We start from the raw sequence: 16,810 nt of genomic DNA, 5'->3' as shown, positions 1-16,810 counted from the left end.
CCACATGATATGTAATATAAGTTTAATACTTTTAAAAGCCCCGTAAGTTATAACTTACGGGGCTTTTTTAGTTAATTTTTAATTTGATATTCTTTTTTTAATTTACTTATTTGCACTTTATGTGAAATCAAGAAGGTATTAAATTTCTTGATTATGTCAGGGTAGTCAATCGACGATAATAAAAAGGCTTGTAAATCTGTCGGCAATTCGTTTTGAAAATAAACAGCTCGGGTTAATTTAAAGTATTTTAGGAGGTTATAATTTAATACATCGTTAGATATGTAAATACACTCCACCCGCTCTTTTAAAAGCAACTCTATTAATTCAATGACGTTAGCTGTTTCTATTAACTCAACGTTTTCATTATTCATTAACGGTTTAAAGCTTTGAGGCGTAAACCCTCTTACCGTTGCAAAACTAATGCATTCATCAATAGTGATATTTATATTTAAACTCGCAATGCCCGTTTTAGTCACAACGGTTGGCTGCGAATAAATAATTTTATTTACATCAATAAATGAAGCTTTGTAGCTTGATTTCCAGCTAGGGTTATCTGGATACTTAAAGTCGACATGGCGATGTTCCACAAATTCTTTGTAAAGTCGATTAATAGGTAGTGTGTAAAACTCAAACTCAAAGTCATGCTGCTGGGCAAACAAGGTAAGTAACTTTTGACTGAAACCATAATAGTCGCGGTTGTCAGCCCCACTACCATCGTAGTATGGAAGGTATTCTATATTCTCTACGCCTACTACGTAATGAGTCGCTGATTTAGCGTTGTTTATTAAAAGCAGTAAAGCGAATGGCAAATATATTAACTGCGTTGCTATTTTTATAAATTGATTCATTAATAACCTAAGTAATATTATTGACAATTAGCTGCACGCTTTAATTTTAACAAATTTACAAAGATTGTGATAAGCATATTTTGTTTTATGCAAAAAAAGCCTGATTAGAATCAGGCTACGTAAAGAAAAGGTTTAGCTTTTATCTCTCGGTACAAAATCAAGGACTGTTGCATTAATACAGTAACGATCGCGACCTCTTGGACCTTCACCTGGAAATAAATGCCCTAAGTGTATGCCTGTACTTTTAGAGCGAAGCTCAATGCGTGTCATGCCCCAGCTGCTATCGTCGTGCTGTGTTACGTTGTTTTTTACAGGATGAGTAAAGGACAACCAACCAGTACCTGAGTTAAACCTATCGCTTGTATCAAATAGTGGCTCGCCACTTAATTTATCAACAAAAGTACCGTCAGGTGTGTTTTTAAACTCTTTGTACTCTTTACAGTAAGGTCTATCTGTTCGTGCATCAAATGCAACTTTATAAGCATCACTGTTACCTAATTTAAAAGCGCCTAATGCTTTATAAAACTCTTTAGGCGTTGCGTAACCTTGACGACCATATACCTCAACGCCATTTTCTAAAAACAAAATGGTTGGTGTTGCCCACGTGGCTGACTTAATAGTTAAATCATCAAGTTGGTCAGCATGGCGAAACGACATTGGTATTGTTCCTTTGTAATCATTTGCGACTGCTTTTTTAAACTTTTCACAATATGGGCAGTATTCACGTGAATCAAGTACCACTATTTGCTTTCCTGCTAGTAAAGCAGTGTTATCTACTTTTTCTACAGGTGTTTTATTAAAAACAACACCGGTAGAGTGATCTGGGCAATAGCCATTAGGGTTCTTTTCTAAATAATTTTGATGATACTCTTCTGCCGTTACAAAACCTTGAAGCGGTTTAATAACTGTTTCAATTTTGCCATAGCTCGCATCAGTTAAAAGCTGCTGATATTGCGATTTAACTTGCTCAGCTACTTTAGCTTGCGCATCAGTGGTCGTTAATACAATTGAGCGGTATTGCGTACCAATGTCGTTACCTTGGCGATTTTTTTGCGTAGGGTCGTGACTTTCAAAATAGTTTTTTAAGAGAACTTCTGCTGAAATTATATTGCTGTTATACATAACTTGTACAACTTCAGCATAATTGTTCTCGTCAAAACGACGAGACTGATCAGTAATGTTTCTGTAGGTAGCTTTAAAGCCATTGCCGTCAGCGTACCCCGATTCAGCATCAATAACGCCATTAAGCGCTTCGTAGCGTTTTTCGGCTCCCCAAAAACAACCCGATCCAAGTACAATGGTTTCTACATGCATGGTGGCTTCTACATTACTGTGCTCAACCTTTTCCATAGATAAAGCAAAGCTGCCTGCGCTAAATATAATAGCAGCGCCTGATAAATATAATAAATGCTGGTGTTTCATAAAGTACCTCTTAAACAAGTGCGTGCTAACTAAGACCTCCTTATCCTAATTTTCATTTCAACCTAATTACTTATTTAGTACGAAGCGTATTAAGTTTTGGTCTTCAATAAGTTAAATACGATTAATTGAATATAAAACTACTCTTAAAGTAAGTTGGGCAATAAACATAACCACTTAGTCGCAATGGTGTAAATAAATTAATAAAACTGTGTTACGTTTAAATTATGTTGTACAAATAGGTTTATTTAATGAAGCCAGCTCCTCATATTTATGCATTAACAAACAGTAGTTTACTGTTTGATGCATCGCATTTAGACGCTACAGATATACTCTCTATTCAAAAGAAAATTTGGGCTCTAGCTAGCCACTGTAAAAGCACTGATGAATTTAGCGATTTGGTGCCCGCCATGAACTCGCTCACTCTTTATTTAAAATCAGATAAACACTTAAATAAGTGGTTACGAGTGCTACCTTCGCTGTGGAATGATATTAAAACGAGTACTTTTAAGGGGCAGCATCACTTAATCAAAACCACATACAAGGGTGAGGACATTAATTACGTGGCTCGCTATCATAATTTAAGTGCCGATGAAGTTATTAATATTCATAGTAAAACCAAGTACCACGTTTTATTTTTAGGCTTTCAGCCCGGTTTTGCTTACCTACATGGCTTAAATGAGCAATTACATACACCAAGACGTGATGAGCCACGCATTAAAGTTCCTAAAGGCTCTGTTGCGATAGGTGCTGCACAAACCGGCATTTACCCCGCAGATACCCCAGGTGGTTGGCATATAATAGGTCATACAGATACTGCTTTGTTTGATTCGACCTCTGAGCAACCTTGTTTAATTCAACCAGGCGATACGCTTAAATTTGTTCCGCACGTTAATAAAGGAGCAAATCATGATTAAAGTACTTAAAAGTGGTGTATTACTTACAATTCAAGATTTTGGCCGTGAGGGCTACCGCCATTTAGGTGTAAGCAAAGCGGGTAGCTTAGACCCCATTGCACAAATCATTGCTAATAGATTACTTAACAATAACGACAATGATGCCGTTTTAGAAATAACTGTGGGTTTGTGCGAACTGGAATTTACCTGCGACACAGTAATTGCGCTTCATGGTGCAGATTTGCAAGCAACCCTTGATGGATATTCAATTTATCCTGGTTGGACATACGCAGTAAAAAACAAACAAGTCCTAAGTTTTGCTACTGGTAGAGCAGGCTTAAGAGCTTATTTAGCAGTGAAAGGCGGTATACAAAATGCTGGGGTTATGGGTTCTAAATCTACAGATTTAAACGCATGTTTTGGTGGTTTTGAAGGTAGATCTCTCACCTCTGGTGATAAAATACCTATTACTCCTTATTACGGAGAGTTTAAAAAGGTAGGCGCAATTGCTCCCGCCCAGCGCAAACTTATACGCCTGCATCCAAGTCCTCATGCCGACTTATTAGGCGAGACTTTACTTAGCAACTTTGTGTCTACCGCTTTTAAAGTCAGCAATAATAGTAACCGAATGGGTGTAAGGCTTGAGCATAAGAATAATTTGGGGCATTCGCACTCTTTGCCATCATTAGGGGTAAGCCCTGGGAGTATTCAACTCCCACCAAGTGGAGAGCCAATTGTGTTACTAAATGATGGCCAAACTACAGGGGGCTACCCTCTGCTAGGGACTGTTATTGAAGCCGACTTACGTCAATTTGCGCAGTTTAGACCTTTAGATACTGTTGAGTTTAAATATGTAACATTTGAAGAAGCAGCGAAGGCGAAGCAGAAACTTGACGGACACCTACATCAATTGAGCCTTGCACTTAAAAATAACCTATAAAAATATTCTAAAAATAAATAGGAAAACTATGTTCGACTTAAATTATTGGCCCTGATAATCGTTTAATACTGGTTGTTTTGTATTGTGTAGGTATATTTTTAATTGAAGGTCATTGCGCAAGCCCTGCTCCATTAGTTGCGCTCTGCATGTATAGCGGCAATTGCGGTACGTTAATGACGCCTATGACAGCAAATTAAATATTATTCCTGCAGCTCTTTTAGACTTAAAAAATAAGTACTATGTAATTAAGGTTCAAATTCAGACGGCAGTTACCTTACTCGCCGTTAATATTATTTTAATGTATAGCTTGGTGTGTAATGACTAAATCAACTTCTTCTATGGCGTGTGTATTAATTACCGGCTTTGCGCCTTTTGGTAGCGAAACTATCAATCCTTCTTGGCAAGCAGTGCAAAAACTTGATGAAACTATCATCATGAAACACAAAATATGTACACTAGAACTTGCCTGTGAGTTTAATACGTCTATTAGTCAGCTTATAAACGCCATTGAGTCACACAATCCGGCGGTTGTTTTATGTATAGGTCAAGCTGGTGGGCGCAGCGAAATATCAATTGAGCGTATTGCAATAAACGTTGACGATGCACGTATTAAAGACAATGCAGGTAAGCAACCTGTCGATTCACCAATAGAAAAAAATGGCCCTGATGCCTATTTCACTAATTTACCCATAAAGCGTATGTTACAAGCACTGCACAACAGCAATATTCCTGCTGCCATTTCCAATACGGCAGGTACGTATGTGTGTAATCACGTTATGTATGGCCTTATGCATTACATAAATGATCACTGCGCTGTAATGAAAGGTGGCTTTGTGCATATTCCTTATTTACCAAGCCAAGCTGTGCGCCACAATGGCGCACCAAGCATGTGTGAAGACACTGTTATTAACGCGCTAAAAGTGATGATTGCACAAGCTTTGAACAATAATAACGACGTAAAAATGGCAGCAGGTACTACGCATTAACCACTTTGGTGCGGTTACATATAACTTGGTGCATAAATTATTCTTAATTAATTGTAAAAGCTATGTGACTTGAGTAATTTTTTCTGATAAAACAAGGTTTCGCAGCACAGCAAATTGGCTTTGCTGCACACATAATAGGAATGAGGAGTTACTATGTGTTCAATTTTTGGGGTATTAGATATTAAATCTGATCCCACTCAATTGCGTACCCAAGCAATTGAAATGTCAAAGCTGCTTAGACACCGTGGCCCAGATTGGTCTGGTGTATATGCATCTGAAAAAGCTATTTTAGTGCATGAGCGTTTAGCTATTGTTGGTGTATCAAGCGGTGCACAGCCTTTATACAATCCTGAAAAAACAAATATTTTAGCGGTTAATGGCGAGATTTATAATCATAAAGAACTTGCAGCAGAGCTAGACGTTGATTTTACTTTTCAAACCCAATCAGACTGTGAAGTTATTTTAGCGCTTTATAAACAAAAAGGGCCTGACTTTTTAGATGACCTAAATGGCATTTTTGCATTTTGTTTATACGATGAAGAAAATGACGCTTACTTAATTGGCCGTGATCATATTGGTATTATCCCGCTTTACACTGGTCACGACGAGCACGGTAACTTTTACGTTGCTTCTGAGCTAAAAGCACTTTCTCCAATTTGTAAGCACATTGAAGAATTTCCTCCAGGGCATTATCTGTACAGCAAAGATGGTAAAATGACGCCTTATTACAAACGTGATTGGGAAACATTTGATGCAGTTAAAGATAATAGCGCAGAAGCCCAAGACGTTAAAGATGCATTAGAAGCGGCCGTTAAACGCCAGCTAATGTGTGACGTGCCTTACGGCGTATTACTTTCTGGTGGTTTAGACTCATCAGTTATCTCTGCTATTACCCAGCGCTTTGCTGCCAAACGTATTGAAGATAACGACGAAAGCGATGCATGGTGGCCTAAGCTGCATTCTTTTTCAGTTGGCCTTGAAGGCTCACCTGATTTAGCGGCTGCACAAAAAGTAGCTGACATGATTGGGACTATTCACCACCCTATTATTTTTACGATTCAAGAAGGTATTGATGCACTGCGTGAAGTGATTTACCACATTGAAACGTACGATGTAACAACGATTCGTGCCTCTACACCTATGTACTTAATGGCTCGCCAAATTAAAGCGATGGGCATTAAAATGGTGTTATCTGGCGAAGGTGCTGATGAGCTATTTGGTGGCTACTTATACTTCCATAAAGCCCCTAACGCACAAGAGTTTCATGAAGAGCTAAACCGTAAAGTATCAAAACTGCATATGTTTGACTGCTTACGTGCTAATAAATCAATGGCTGCATGGGGCGTAGAAGCACGTGTACCGTTCCTTGATAAAGAATTTGTTGATGTAGCTATGCGTATCAACCCTGAAGCTAAAATGTGTAAAGATGGAAAAATTGAGAAACATATTTTACGTGAAGGCTTTGAAGGTTACTTACCTGATGAAGTTTTATGGCGTCAAAAAGAGCAATTTTCAGACGGTGTTGGTTACAGCTGGATTGATACGTTAAAAGAGTTTGTAAATGAGCAAGTAAGCGATCAAGAGCTTGCAAATGCGAAATTTAAATACCCTATTAATACACCAGACTCAAAAGAAGCATATTACTATCGTGCAATTTTTGAAGAACATTTCCCTGGTGATGCATCCGCTAAATGTGTACCACATGGTAAGTCGGTAGCGTGTTCGACTCCTGAAGCACTGGCATGGGACGCATCGTTTCAAAACAATGCAGATCCATCAGGTCGTGCTGCGGGCGTTCATAACGACGCATATGCAAGCAAAGGTTAATACTCTTTGTTTAGCGAAGCGTAAGCCTAAATGGCTTACGCTTCGCTTGATAGAATTCACTTCCACCGAATCTGTTTTTTATAGCCCTGCAAATAACTTAAAAGGCTCAAGCGCTTTAATTGTTATTTATAAAAATGGGTTAACATCAAAAACAATGCAATATATTGCATCACAATCAAACCACCCTGCTACCGTATTTTTAAATCAAAATGAGATAACTAAACGCCATTGTAATATTCGCTGGTTCAACCAAACAAGTGAAATTAAACGCTGTGGGCATGGTACTTTAGCGGCCGCTAATTTTTTAATAAAGTATTTTGGTTATTGCCCTGAAGTATTTACATCAATGAGTAATGAGCGCTTTACTATAAGAGTAAAAAAACAACGCGCCCAGTTGTTACTAAAAAGTATAGAGCCTAAAAAAAGCGAATTAGCTAAAGGTGAGTTAAAAAGTGTGTTTTCATCCGCAATAAAAGCAGCCTACAGTACCGGTGATAAAAACGGTTATACGGTTGTATTATTTAATGAAGAATTTAATAAAGAGTTTAGTAAAGACGTTGAAAAAGACGATTTAAAAAGCTTACACGTTGATTTTAAAGCTTTGAGTAAACTCCACAAAAATGCAATAATTGCAATAATTGCAATAATTGCACTCAGTATAAAAAATAAAGACAAGAAAAATGCCATAGCGCATTTTAGATATTTTGCACCCCAGTTTGGAGTAAATGAGGACAGTGCAACGGGCTCTGCGGTATCTGTTATTGCCCCCCTGCTATTTAGACTACATGGTTTAAATAAAGCTAAGCTTATACAGCAATCAAATAATGGTGCATTGCTAAACTATGAGTTTAACAATGCCCAAGTTGTCATTTACTAGGGCGTGTTGATCTTTGCGAATTGAAATTTGTTCAATCTAGGGGCGATTAAATCGCGGCGCGAGGTTTGTAACCTAGTGGGCTAAGTAAAAATCGAGCAACAAAGAGTTTATCGCCCCTAGGCAGAACCCGAAGGGCAGCACATGTTTGGCATTTATGCTGCGTTATCGCCTATTTATGTGGAATAACCACACTTCATAGGCTCTGCCTTGCCTAAAAACCAAACATATTGCTGCAAATTCAACTATCAAAGATCAACACGCCCTAAACTTAAGTAACGTTTAAAGCGGTCTTAATAAGCACAAGGCAAAATAGTTACTATCGTCTTGCCATGTTTGCTCTAACTTTAAATTAGCTTGCGCTGCAAGCTGCTTAAACGATTCGAGCGTGTACTTATGAGAGTTTTCTGTATGGATACTTTCGCCTTCAATAAAGTCTATTTGCTGATCATTTATAACCACGCTTTGATTACAGTTACTTACTAAATGCATTTCAATACGGCTATGTTGCTCGTTAAAGCGTGACTCGTGGCTAAAGTTATCTAAATTAAATGTGCCGTTTAGCTCGTTATTAATACGTTGTAGTAAATTTTTATTAAATGCGGCGGTGATTCCCGCTTTATCGTTATATGCATCAAGTAACACTTGGCGCTCTTTTACTAAATCAACCCCAATTAATACATAACCGTTTACACCACATAAACGATGGAAATTATTCATAATTTCTATAGCTTTAACTGGGGCAAAATTACCAAGAGTAGAGCCTGGAAAATACACCAAATTGGTTTGACTATCTAAAGCGGTGTCTTTGGTTAGCTGTTTAACCATTTGGCTATGTGTAAAGTCTCCTAGTAATGGCGAAATGGCCAAATCTGGGAATAATGGCAACAAATGTGCAAGTGAATAACTGAGCATCTCCTCAGAAATTTCAAACGGTACGAAGGTTTTTACCTTTGCCATGTGCGCTAATAAATACGCGACCTTTTTACCCGAACCACACCCAGGCTCTATAATAGAGAGGTTTTCAGGTAGCATTTGAGCAATCGACTGCGAATGTTGCTCTAATATAGAAAGCTCAGTTCGTGTTACGTAATACTCTTGTAATGTTGTTATTTGCTCAAATAATGCAGCACCTTTATCATCATAAAAATATTTACACGGAAGCGTTTTTTGTTGTTGAGTTAATCCGCTTATCACGTCGTTTAGAAATTCAGTGTCGGTTATGTTACTTTGCTTAATCGCTGTTACTTGGCTCATACTATATCCTTAGCTAGTCTTATCCCGCTGCACATCCACGCTTGATGTGGGTAATAAAAATTCCGGTATGTTTGTCGTAAATGGTTTTGAGGGGTAAACACACACCCGCCCCGTAACACCATTTGGTTATTCATAAATTTACCATTGTATTCCCCTGCTACTCCTTCAATAGGCTTAAAACCGGGGTATGGCAAATATGCACTGTTTGTCCATTGCCAACATGAATCCGTTAACTGGTTTATTTCAGTATCATCTTTTGTTTGTTGTGGTGTTAGGTCGTTATTATTAATCTCTATTGAAGCTGTATTTTTAGCTGCATATTCCCACTCGAACTCTGTAGGCAAGCGAGCCTTTACAAAATTAGCGTAGGCGCTGGCCTCAAAATAACTAACATGGCTGATGGGAGCACTTAAATTTAAAGGCTGCAATCCATAGTGTGTAAACTCAAACCATTCGTTATTTATGCAATGCCAATATAGTGGATGCGTTAAACGAGTGTTTTGAATATGCGCCCAACCGTCGCTTAACCAATATTGTGGATTGCTATATCCACCGGCATTTATAAAGTTTAAATATTCACCATTAGTGACCAATCTATTAGCAAAACTGAATGGATGAATTAGTACTTGGTGTTTGGGGCACTCGTTATCATATGCAAATTCATCGTCGGCATTTGTGCCAATATTAATAATGGCTTGTTCAAAATTGATAAAGTTAAGGAGCTTAATATCTGCTGATTTGTTTTGGCTATTTAAAAATGATGTTTGATATTGTGGAAATAATGGGTTTACTGAAAAGTTATATTTGATGTCCATTAGCATTAGCTCTTGGTGCTGTTGCTCGTGGTTTAAACCAAGATCAATAATATCTTTAATTTGTGGATTAACTTCAGTCTTAAGTAATTCAATCACACAGCTATCAACATGTTCTCTGTAAGCTAGAACTTCATCTAAACTAGGCCTAGATAAACTACCTCGGTTGGCTCGTTTAAATTGCTCTCCAATCCCATTGTAGTAGGAATTAAAAAGCATTCTATAGTGAGAGTTAAACACAATGTACTGCTTACAATAAACACTAAGTAAAAATGTTTCAAAAAACCACGTGGTATGCGCTAAATGCCATTTGCTTGGACTGGCATCTGCCATAGCTTGTAATTGGCAATCCTCTACAGTGAGAGGCTCTATAATAGCTAGGCTTTCGCCTCTAACGCTGCAAAAGCGTTTAACAAGTTCGTTTTGATTGGTATTATTTGCAACGCATTCACGCATAATAGTATTAATCCTTTTCCTATCTATTTATAAAATATAGCTTAGGGCATGCTGAGCTTTTTGGATTGAAATTTGTTCAATCTAGGGGCGATTAAATCGCGGCACGAGGTTTGTAACCTAGTGGGCTAAGTAAAAACCGAGTAACAAAGAGTTAATCGTCCCTAGAAAGAAACCAAAGGGCAGTGTATGTTTGGTATTTATGCTGCGTTATCGCCTATTTAAGGGGAATGACCACACTACATAGGCTCTGCCTTGCCTAAAAACCAAACATACTACTGTAAATTCAATCGCCAAAATTCAACATGCCCTAATGTTGTGTTAAATCATATTCATATTACAACTTGATTAAAGATGCTTATCGGCTTATAAATTTATAATAGCCTTGAAGAGAAATTTGCTCTTTGCTAGCCGTTTTTTGATTATTCTTACGTGTATGCAAGCATGAAAAATAACGCATAAGCTGTTACCGAACCACTAAGCTATAAATCTAGGAGCGATTAAATCGCGCCTAAATTAAACAAATTTCAATCCTTAAAGACTAACAAGTCCCAATATTTAAGTATTAATTAAGCTACTTAAAAATGATCTTTTTTTACTTAATCAAGTAAATTAATACTTTTAATAGCAAACTAAATTTTAACGTTCACTGAATTTTTAAATTTAGGGCTTTTAAATGAAAGAATTATGAATTTGGCCATATAAACAGCGTTTTAAATACAAATTCATTTACATTTAATATTTAACTCATACACTACTAGCTGTATGATCACGCTTCAAATTAGTTAGTCTTCAAATAATTACGGTATTACTTTTTACCTAATATTTAAAGACTAATGTAATTCGATATGACGCCGAATTTATTTTGGCTTGTTAGGACAACTAAAGAGGTATTGCATGAAGGAAAATCATGACAAATATAGTATTGACAACACGGATTACACCGTAGGTCAGGACAACGTACAAAAGTGGGGGTTTGATATTCACAACCCTGTTTTTGGAACTAGTGCGGGCCTGATTGTCATCTTTTTAATCGCCATACTTGTTACCGACCCACAAACTGCAAAAACAGCGCTTGATAGTATCAAGACCGATATTATTAATAATTTTGATGCCCTATTTATGTGGGCTGCTAACTTCTTTGTACTCTTTTGTTTAGCACTTATTGTTTCTCCTTACGGTAATATTCGCCTTGGTGGTGATGACGCTAAACCTTCTCACTCTCGCGTTTCATGGCTTGCTATGTTATTTGCTGCGGGTATGGGTATCGGCCTTATGTTTTGGGGCGTTGCTGAACCAGTTGCTTACTTTACTGGTTGGTACGAAACACCGCTTAATGTAGCCGCTAATACACCAGAAGCTGCAAAATTAGCAATGGGCGCAACTATGTTTCATTGGGGTCTTCACCCTTGGGCTATTTACGCTGTTGTTGGTTTATCTCTTGCATTTTTTACCTATAACAAAGGTTTACCACTTTCAATTCGTTCTATTTTTTACCCTATATTAGGTGATAGAGCTTGGGGTTGGCCTGGTCATATCATTGATATCTTAGCTGTACTTGCTACGTTATTTGGCCTTGCAACATCTTTAGGTTTAGGTGCGCAGCAAGCTTCTGCAGGCATTAACCATGTATTTGGTACAGAAGGTGGCATTGGCTCTCAAATTCTAGTTATTGCGGGTGTAACACTTTTAGCCATTGTCTCTGTGGTTCGTGGTATTGACGGTGGTGTGAAACTACTAAGTAATGTAAATATGCTAATTGCGTTTTCATTATTATTGTTTGTATGTTTAGTAGGCTTTGCTGTAGCAATGGGTAATGTACCCACTACCGTGATGGGCTATGTAGAAAATATTATTCCATTGAGTAATCCTCACGGTCGTGAAGACGAAACATGGATGCATGGTTGGACTGTGTTTTACTGGGCTTGGTGGATTTCCTGGTCACCGTTTGTAGGTATGTTTATCGCGCGTGTATCACGTGGTCGTACAATTCGTGAATTCTTAATTGCGGTTTTACTTATTCCTACTCTAGTTACTGTTTTATGGATGTCTATTTACGGTGGTATTGCGATTGATCAAGTAGTTAATGGTGTTGGTGCGTTAGGCACTAATGGTTTAACTGATGTACCTTTAGCTATGTTCCAAATGCTTGATGAATTACCCTTATCTAATATTTTATCGTTTATTGCAATTTTATTAGTGTTGGTATTTTTCATTACGTCATCTGACTCTGGTTCATTAGTAATTGATTCAATTACAGCTGGCGGTAAAATTGATGCACCGGTACCACAACGTATATTTTGGGCATCGGTTGAGGGCGCAATTGCAGCTGCTTTACTTTGGATTGGTGGCACACAAGCAATTGAAGCACTACAAGCAGGCGCTGTCTCTACAGGCTTGCCATTTACTATTGTATTATTATTTATGTGTTTAAGTTTAGTTTTAGGTTTACGAACTGAGCCTCGCCCAGTTAAATAATACTTTTAGTAAGTAACACTTTTAATTAGTAACGAAAACGCCGCAATTTTTGCGGCGTTTTTTTGTTTGGTCATTAAAAGCTAGAACCACAGCTCTGAGATTGGAGTATCTACACGATAATGATAACTCAGTTGCGCTTGTAAAAGTTCTGCTGTAGCAAGTGCATCCGTTAACGCATTGTGATTTTGATATGCTGGTAGGGAATAACGCGCACGGCAATCTGTTAGCCTAAGAGAACCTAATTTTGTGTTAAACAATCGCCCTAATAAACCCTGCCTTGCTTTTAGTGCTCTTTTTTCTATTTCCATTGTATCAACAAGTGCAAACTCAATACCTTCTTTAAGCCTTAACAATAACGCATTATTTAAAAAGTGACGTTCTATTGCGGCATAATGCACCACGACAACTTTACCACTGAGCGCTTCAAGTAAAGGCTCTATAATTTGATTAAAGTCGGGGGCGTCGTCCACCTCAGAGTGCGTTATTCCATGTATTAAAATAGACTCTTCATGAAGGTTGCGCCTAGGCTGTACAACCCAATGCCGGCTGTGTTTACAATAGATACGCTTTAAACTAAACGGTACTAATCCGACACTCACTATATCGTCGTTTTGGCTATTTAAGCCTGTTGTTTCAAAATCCATTGCTACAAAAGGCACGTCTTTTATTGCAGCTTTGTCTTGATTATAAGCACCCGCATAAAAGTGTTTTAAGAGTTTATTTTTGGTGCTATTGGCAAGCTCGTTATACCTAGCTTGCCAATCAATTGCTTTATGATTACGCGGATTCATAGGCTACTTCACACCAGAGTTTGCTGTGTAGCTAAATTTTAAATAGCTTTGTGCTTTTTCTAAAATGGCAAATGCCTCTTTTAAGTTTCGTTGCTCGAACGGAGAAAGTAAATGTGGATCTAAGTCGTTATCGGGCTCTTCGCCCTTCTCTATTTGCCACGCTTGATGGCGAATTCGCATCATGGCAATATACTCAAGTGCGTCACGTAAATCTTGCGCTTTACCCTGTGGTAACAGCTTAGCTTCAATAATATCTTCTAGCCGCTCAAACGAATTTTGTTTACGTGAGCCAATAGCCAATGCGTGCACGCGAATAACATCAGAAAGAGGTGCAGTCCCTCTTCGCTTTAAGTTCATTGAACGTTTATGTTGGCCATTATGCTCCATAACAAAGCCTTTAAAGAAACCTAGTGGAGGTGTTCTATTTCTAGCATTTGCTGCCATATTAGCTAAAAATACGCGATTTACTTTACTTTGTTTTGCTATAAATATTTTAAGCTCGTCGGCCCACTTGGTTTTACCCCACACACCGTCTAAGTCAAAAAATATAGAACTATTAAGCAATGCTTGTGGTTTTGGCTGCGCGATCCAATCTGCAAATTGATCGAACCACTGTGAGCGAGTTTTACGCCATTTTTTAAACGACGCCATAATTTCTCCATCACAGTAGGTGTAACCACACTGCGCTAAACCATCACACACAAAATCGGCAATATTTTGAAAATACGCGTTATGTTTTTCGTCGTCATAACTGTCATCTAAAATAAGCGCGTTGTCTTGATCGGTTACAATAAGTTGCTCGTCTCGAGCCATTGAGCCCAGTGCAATAAAACAATAAGGAACGGGAGGTGGACCAAACTTTTCTTCAGCTAATACAAGCAATCTTTGTTTAAATGTACGCCCTATAACAGCCATGGCTGTACCAACCATGTGTGAGTTTGCATCTTCATTCACCATACGAACAAACACATTGGGCAATTGGCGTGCATAATGCGCCAAATCCTCTATTGTTTGTTGAGCCAGTATGCCACGTACAAGTAATAAACTGCTTTGCGATTCATAACGCAAAATATCAGAGAGGGAGATAACGCCTATTGGGCGTCTTTTCTGTACTACTGGCAAATGATGTAAGTTATCTCTAAGCATGGCCAATACAGCTTCGAAAATATAGTCATTAGCATCTAATAGTACTAAGTTAGTGGACATAATGTCTTTTGCTTGCGTGTTAAAGGCAAGCCCTTTAGCCACTACTTTAGTGCGTAAATCCCTATCGGTTATTATACCAACTACTTGTCCATCATCTTCTTCTGGGTCATCATTTATGGGTTTATTTACATCGGTTACCAACACTGACGATACCGCCTCTTCGGTCATTAATTTAGCGATATCTTGTATCGTAGAGGTTGCATCTACGGTGACTACATCTCTGTGAATTAATGATTTTACCTTCGCGGTTGTCAGGTCATTGCCATCGGCTTGCTCGACAATAGCTTGATGCAAACGCACGTTACCGTCTGTTTCGAAGTAATCAGCAAACGCATCAAACTGATCACAGTAACGATTAAATAGCTCGACATTTATGCAATATACTAACGTATCTTCAAGAGCAGTTGCAGGAAAACGTACCTTACGGTTCATCAATAAACCCATTTGACCAAATATACCTGCGGTAGCCAAACGATTATACAGCTCGCCATTTCGGCGGTACATTTCTACAGAGCCACTTCTAATTACATACAAATCAGAAATGTCTTGTCCAAAACTCAAGATATCTGTTTTTGCTCTAAAATAAGCCACTTCTACTTGTTGAGCTAGCTCATTAAGCGCTTTTTGAGGTAAGTCATCAAAAGGAGGATGTTGTGCTAAAAATTGTGCGATTTCAACTTGTTCGGCTTGCATAAATCCCTTCCTGTATGCGCATTAAAATGACTAAATCTGTTTTGCAGATTAACACTATCATCGGGGTGTGAAAACAATTACTGTACAAATTTAGGCACAAAAAAAGAGCCTAAATAGACTCTTTAAATGTAATACTTATTGTATAAATTTATTTACCGCGCTGAGCGTCTTTTTGGGCTTTTTTAGCTTCTTTACGTTGCTGTAAAACAGCTTGTGCTTCATTACCAATATGGCCCTCACCACGCGCTTGCGCTAATTCTATTTGCTTTTGGCGCTCTGCAAAACGTGCGCGTTGTTCGTCCGTTACTTCTTCAATACAATGATGACAAGAGACGCCCTCCATGTATTCAGGCTTTAACTTTTCGTCTTCTGTAATTGGCATACGACACGCGTGGCATTGATCATAAGAGCCTTTTTGTAGGTCATGATCAACCGCAACGCGATTATCAAATACAAAACACTCGCCTTCCCACATGGTTTCTTCTTTTGGCACTTCTTCTAGGTATTTTAAGATACCGCCTTCAAGGTGATAAACTTCATCAAAACCTTGCTCTTTCATGTAGGCTGTCGATTTTTCGCAGCGGATACCGCCGGTACAAAACATCGCCACTTTTTTGTGTTTCTCAGGGTCTAAGTTTTCTTTTGCCCACTGTGGAAATTCGCGGAACGTTTTGGTATTTGGATCGACCGCATTTTGAAATGTACCAATTTCAATTTCGTAATCATTACGTGTATCAATTAAAATTACTTCAGGGTCAGATATAAGTGCGTTCCACTCATTTGGCTTTACATAGCTACCCACAACTTTAAGCGGATCTACGCCTTCAACGCCCATCGTTACAATTTCTTTTTTTAGTTTTACTTTAGTGCGGTAAAACGGACATTCATCGTCGTAAGATTCTTTTGTAACGATGTTTTTTAAATTTGGTTGCTCATCTAGCCATGCTAATAAGTTGTCTATCCCTTCTCGTTTTGCAGAAACAGTGCCGTTTATACCTTCGGCAGCGAGCAATAAAGTACCGCGTACTTCATTTGCTTCCATCACTTCTAGTAATGGCTTACGGATAGCTTCAAATTCAGGTAAACCTACAAACTTATACAGCGCACATACTACAAAGTGATCGCCCGTTACATTATCTTTATGAACAACAGTCATTATATTTCCTATTTTGCCTTGTTAGCCAATATTGGCGTTTACCGAATCGTAAATCCGGCGCATACGGGGCGCGTATTTTACGCTTTTTTAGTTTAATTGCAAAAAATAGCGTTATAGATTGGTTTTTACTGTTAGCGACCTAGCTGTGTAAGCTATAATGCGCTGATAAATTTA

Annotated in this window: 13 protein-coding genes and 1 pseudogene; 7 read left to right on the top strand and 7 right to left on the bottom strand. The window is 38.2% G+C overall.

Translation table 11 applies throughout. The features are described from left to right. Window positions 1–71 precede the first annotated feature (71 nt). Entirely contained in the window at window positions 72–848 is a 777-nt protein-coding gene (locus H5088_RS00575) for an amino acid ABC transporter substrate-binding protein (protein ID WP_182751959.1), read from the bottom strand. A gap of 132 nt (window positions 849–980) precedes the next feature. Next, on the bottom strand, window positions 981–2,270 hold the full coding sequence (gene msrA, locus H5088_RS00570) for a peptide-methionine (S)-S-oxide reductase MsrA (protein WP_182751958.1): 1,290 nt from the start codon (window positions 2,268–2,270) through the stop codon (window positions 981–983). A 248-nt stretch (window positions 2,271–2,518) separates the two neighbouring features. Between msrA and pxpB the strand changes: the two genes are divergently transcribed. The 6 genes and pseudogenes from pxpB to H5088_RS00540 all read left to right on the top strand — a co-directional run bounded on the left by pxpB (window position 2,519) and on the right by H5088_RS00540 (window position 7,793). Beyond that, window positions 2,519–3,184 carry a 5-oxoprolinase subunit PxpB gene (gene pxpB / locus H5088_RS00565; RefSeq protein WP_182751957.1) on the top strand — a complete coding sequence of 222 codons (666 nt, stop codon included), beginning with the start codon at window positions 2,519–2,521 and terminating at the stop codon, window positions 3,182–3,184. Next, complete coding sequence (locus H5088_RS00560; RefSeq protein ID WP_182751956.1) at window positions 3,177–4,103, top strand: biotin-dependent carboxyltransferase family protein; 927 nt, start codon at window positions 3,177–3,179, stop codon at window positions 4,101–4,103. The genes pxpB and H5088_RS00560 overlap by 8 nt, the downstream gene beginning before the upstream one ends. A 44-nt stretch (window positions 4,104–4,147) precedes the next feature. Beyond that, window positions 4,148–4,428, top strand: a pseudogene (locus H5088_RS00555) (5-oxoproline transporter, DUF979 family subunit); the annotation flags it as partial. After that, window positions 4,421–5,089 carry a pyroglutamyl-peptidase I gene (pcp, locus tag H5088_RS00550; protein ID WP_182751955.1) on the top strand — a complete coding sequence of 223 codons (669 nt, stop codon included), beginning with the start codon at window positions 4,421–4,423 and terminating at the stop codon, window positions 5,087–5,089. The pseudogene H5088_RS00555 and the gene pcp, both read left to right, overlap by 8 nt. A 153-nt stretch (window positions 5,090–5,242) precedes the next feature. Continuing rightward, entirely contained in the window at window positions 5,243–6,916 is a 1,674-nt protein-coding gene (asnB, locus tag H5088_RS00545; RefSeq protein ID WP_024598933.1) for an asparagine synthase B, read from the top strand. Then, complete coding sequence (locus tag H5088_RS00540; RefSeq protein WP_182751954.1) at window positions 6,900–7,793, top strand: PhzF family phenazine biosynthesis protein; 894 nt, start codon at window positions 6,900–6,902, stop codon at window positions 7,791–7,793. Before asnB ends, H5088_RS00540 begins: the two co-directional genes overlap by 17 nt. Before the next feature lie 279 nt (window positions 7,794–8,072). Here the strand turns inward: H5088_RS00540 and egtD are convergent, their stop codons facing one another. Together egtD and egtB are read right to left on the bottom strand one after the other, a co-directional pair. After that, window positions 8,073–9,047 (bottom strand): L-histidine N(alpha)-methyltransferase, encoded by a 975-nt coding sequence (gene egtD, locus H5088_RS00535; RefSeq protein ID WP_182751953.1) that lies wholly within the window; start codon window positions 9,045–9,047, stop codon window positions 8,073–8,075. Next, window positions 9,044–10,315, bottom strand: coding sequence for an ergothioneine biosynthesis protein EgtB (gene egtB / locus H5088_RS00530; RefSeq protein ID WP_182751952.1), 1,272 nt, complete (start codon window positions 10,313–10,315; stop codon window positions 9,044–9,046). The genes egtD and egtB overlap by 4 nt, the downstream gene beginning before the upstream one ends. Before the next feature lie 894 nt (window positions 10,316–11,209). Between egtB and H5088_RS00525 the strand changes: the two genes are divergently transcribed. Further along, on the top strand, window positions 11,210–12,790 hold the full coding sequence (locus H5088_RS00525) for a BCCT family transporter (protein ID WP_002961195.1): 1,581 nt from the start codon (window positions 11,210–11,212) through the stop codon (window positions 12,788–12,790). Between the two features lie 80 nt (window positions 12,791–12,870). Here H5088_RS00525 and H5088_RS00520 read toward each other — a convergent pair whose 3' ends face one another. From H5088_RS00520 to H5088_RS00510, 3 genes are all read right to left on the bottom strand, one after another. Beyond that, the gene (locus tag H5088_RS00520) at window positions 12,871–13,581 is read right to left on the bottom strand and encodes a 3'-5' exonuclease (protein ID WP_182751951.1); all 711 of its coding nucleotides are present in this window, start codon (window positions 13,579–13,581) and stop codon (window positions 12,871–12,873) included. 3 nt (window positions 13,582–13,584) lie between these two features. Continuing rightward, a complete protein-coding gene (locus tag H5088_RS00515) occupies window positions 13,585–15,480 on the bottom strand; it encodes a DUF294 nucleotidyltransferase-like domain-containing protein (protein WP_182733168.1) in 1,896 nt (631 codons plus the stop codon). A 148-nt stretch (window positions 15,481–15,628) separates the two neighbouring features. Continuing rightward, window positions 15,629–16,636: a rhodanese-related sulfurtransferase gene (locus H5088_RS00510; RefSeq protein WP_002961191.1), complete on the bottom strand. Its 1,008-nt coding sequence runs from the start codon at window positions 16,634–16,636 to the stop codon at window positions 15,629–15,631. Window positions 16,637–16,810 lie beyond the last annotated feature (174 nt).

Origin of the sequence: Pseudoalteromonas sp. SR43-3 (assembly GCF_014163875.1) — a bacterium.
GTDB classification, from domain to species: domain Bacteria; phylum Pseudomonadota; class Gammaproteobacteria; order Enterobacterales; family Alteromonadaceae; genus Pseudoalteromonas; species Pseudoalteromonas distincta.
Note: the sequence above shows the minus strand (reverse complement) of the source record. Positions and strands in the feature narration are given on the sequence as shown.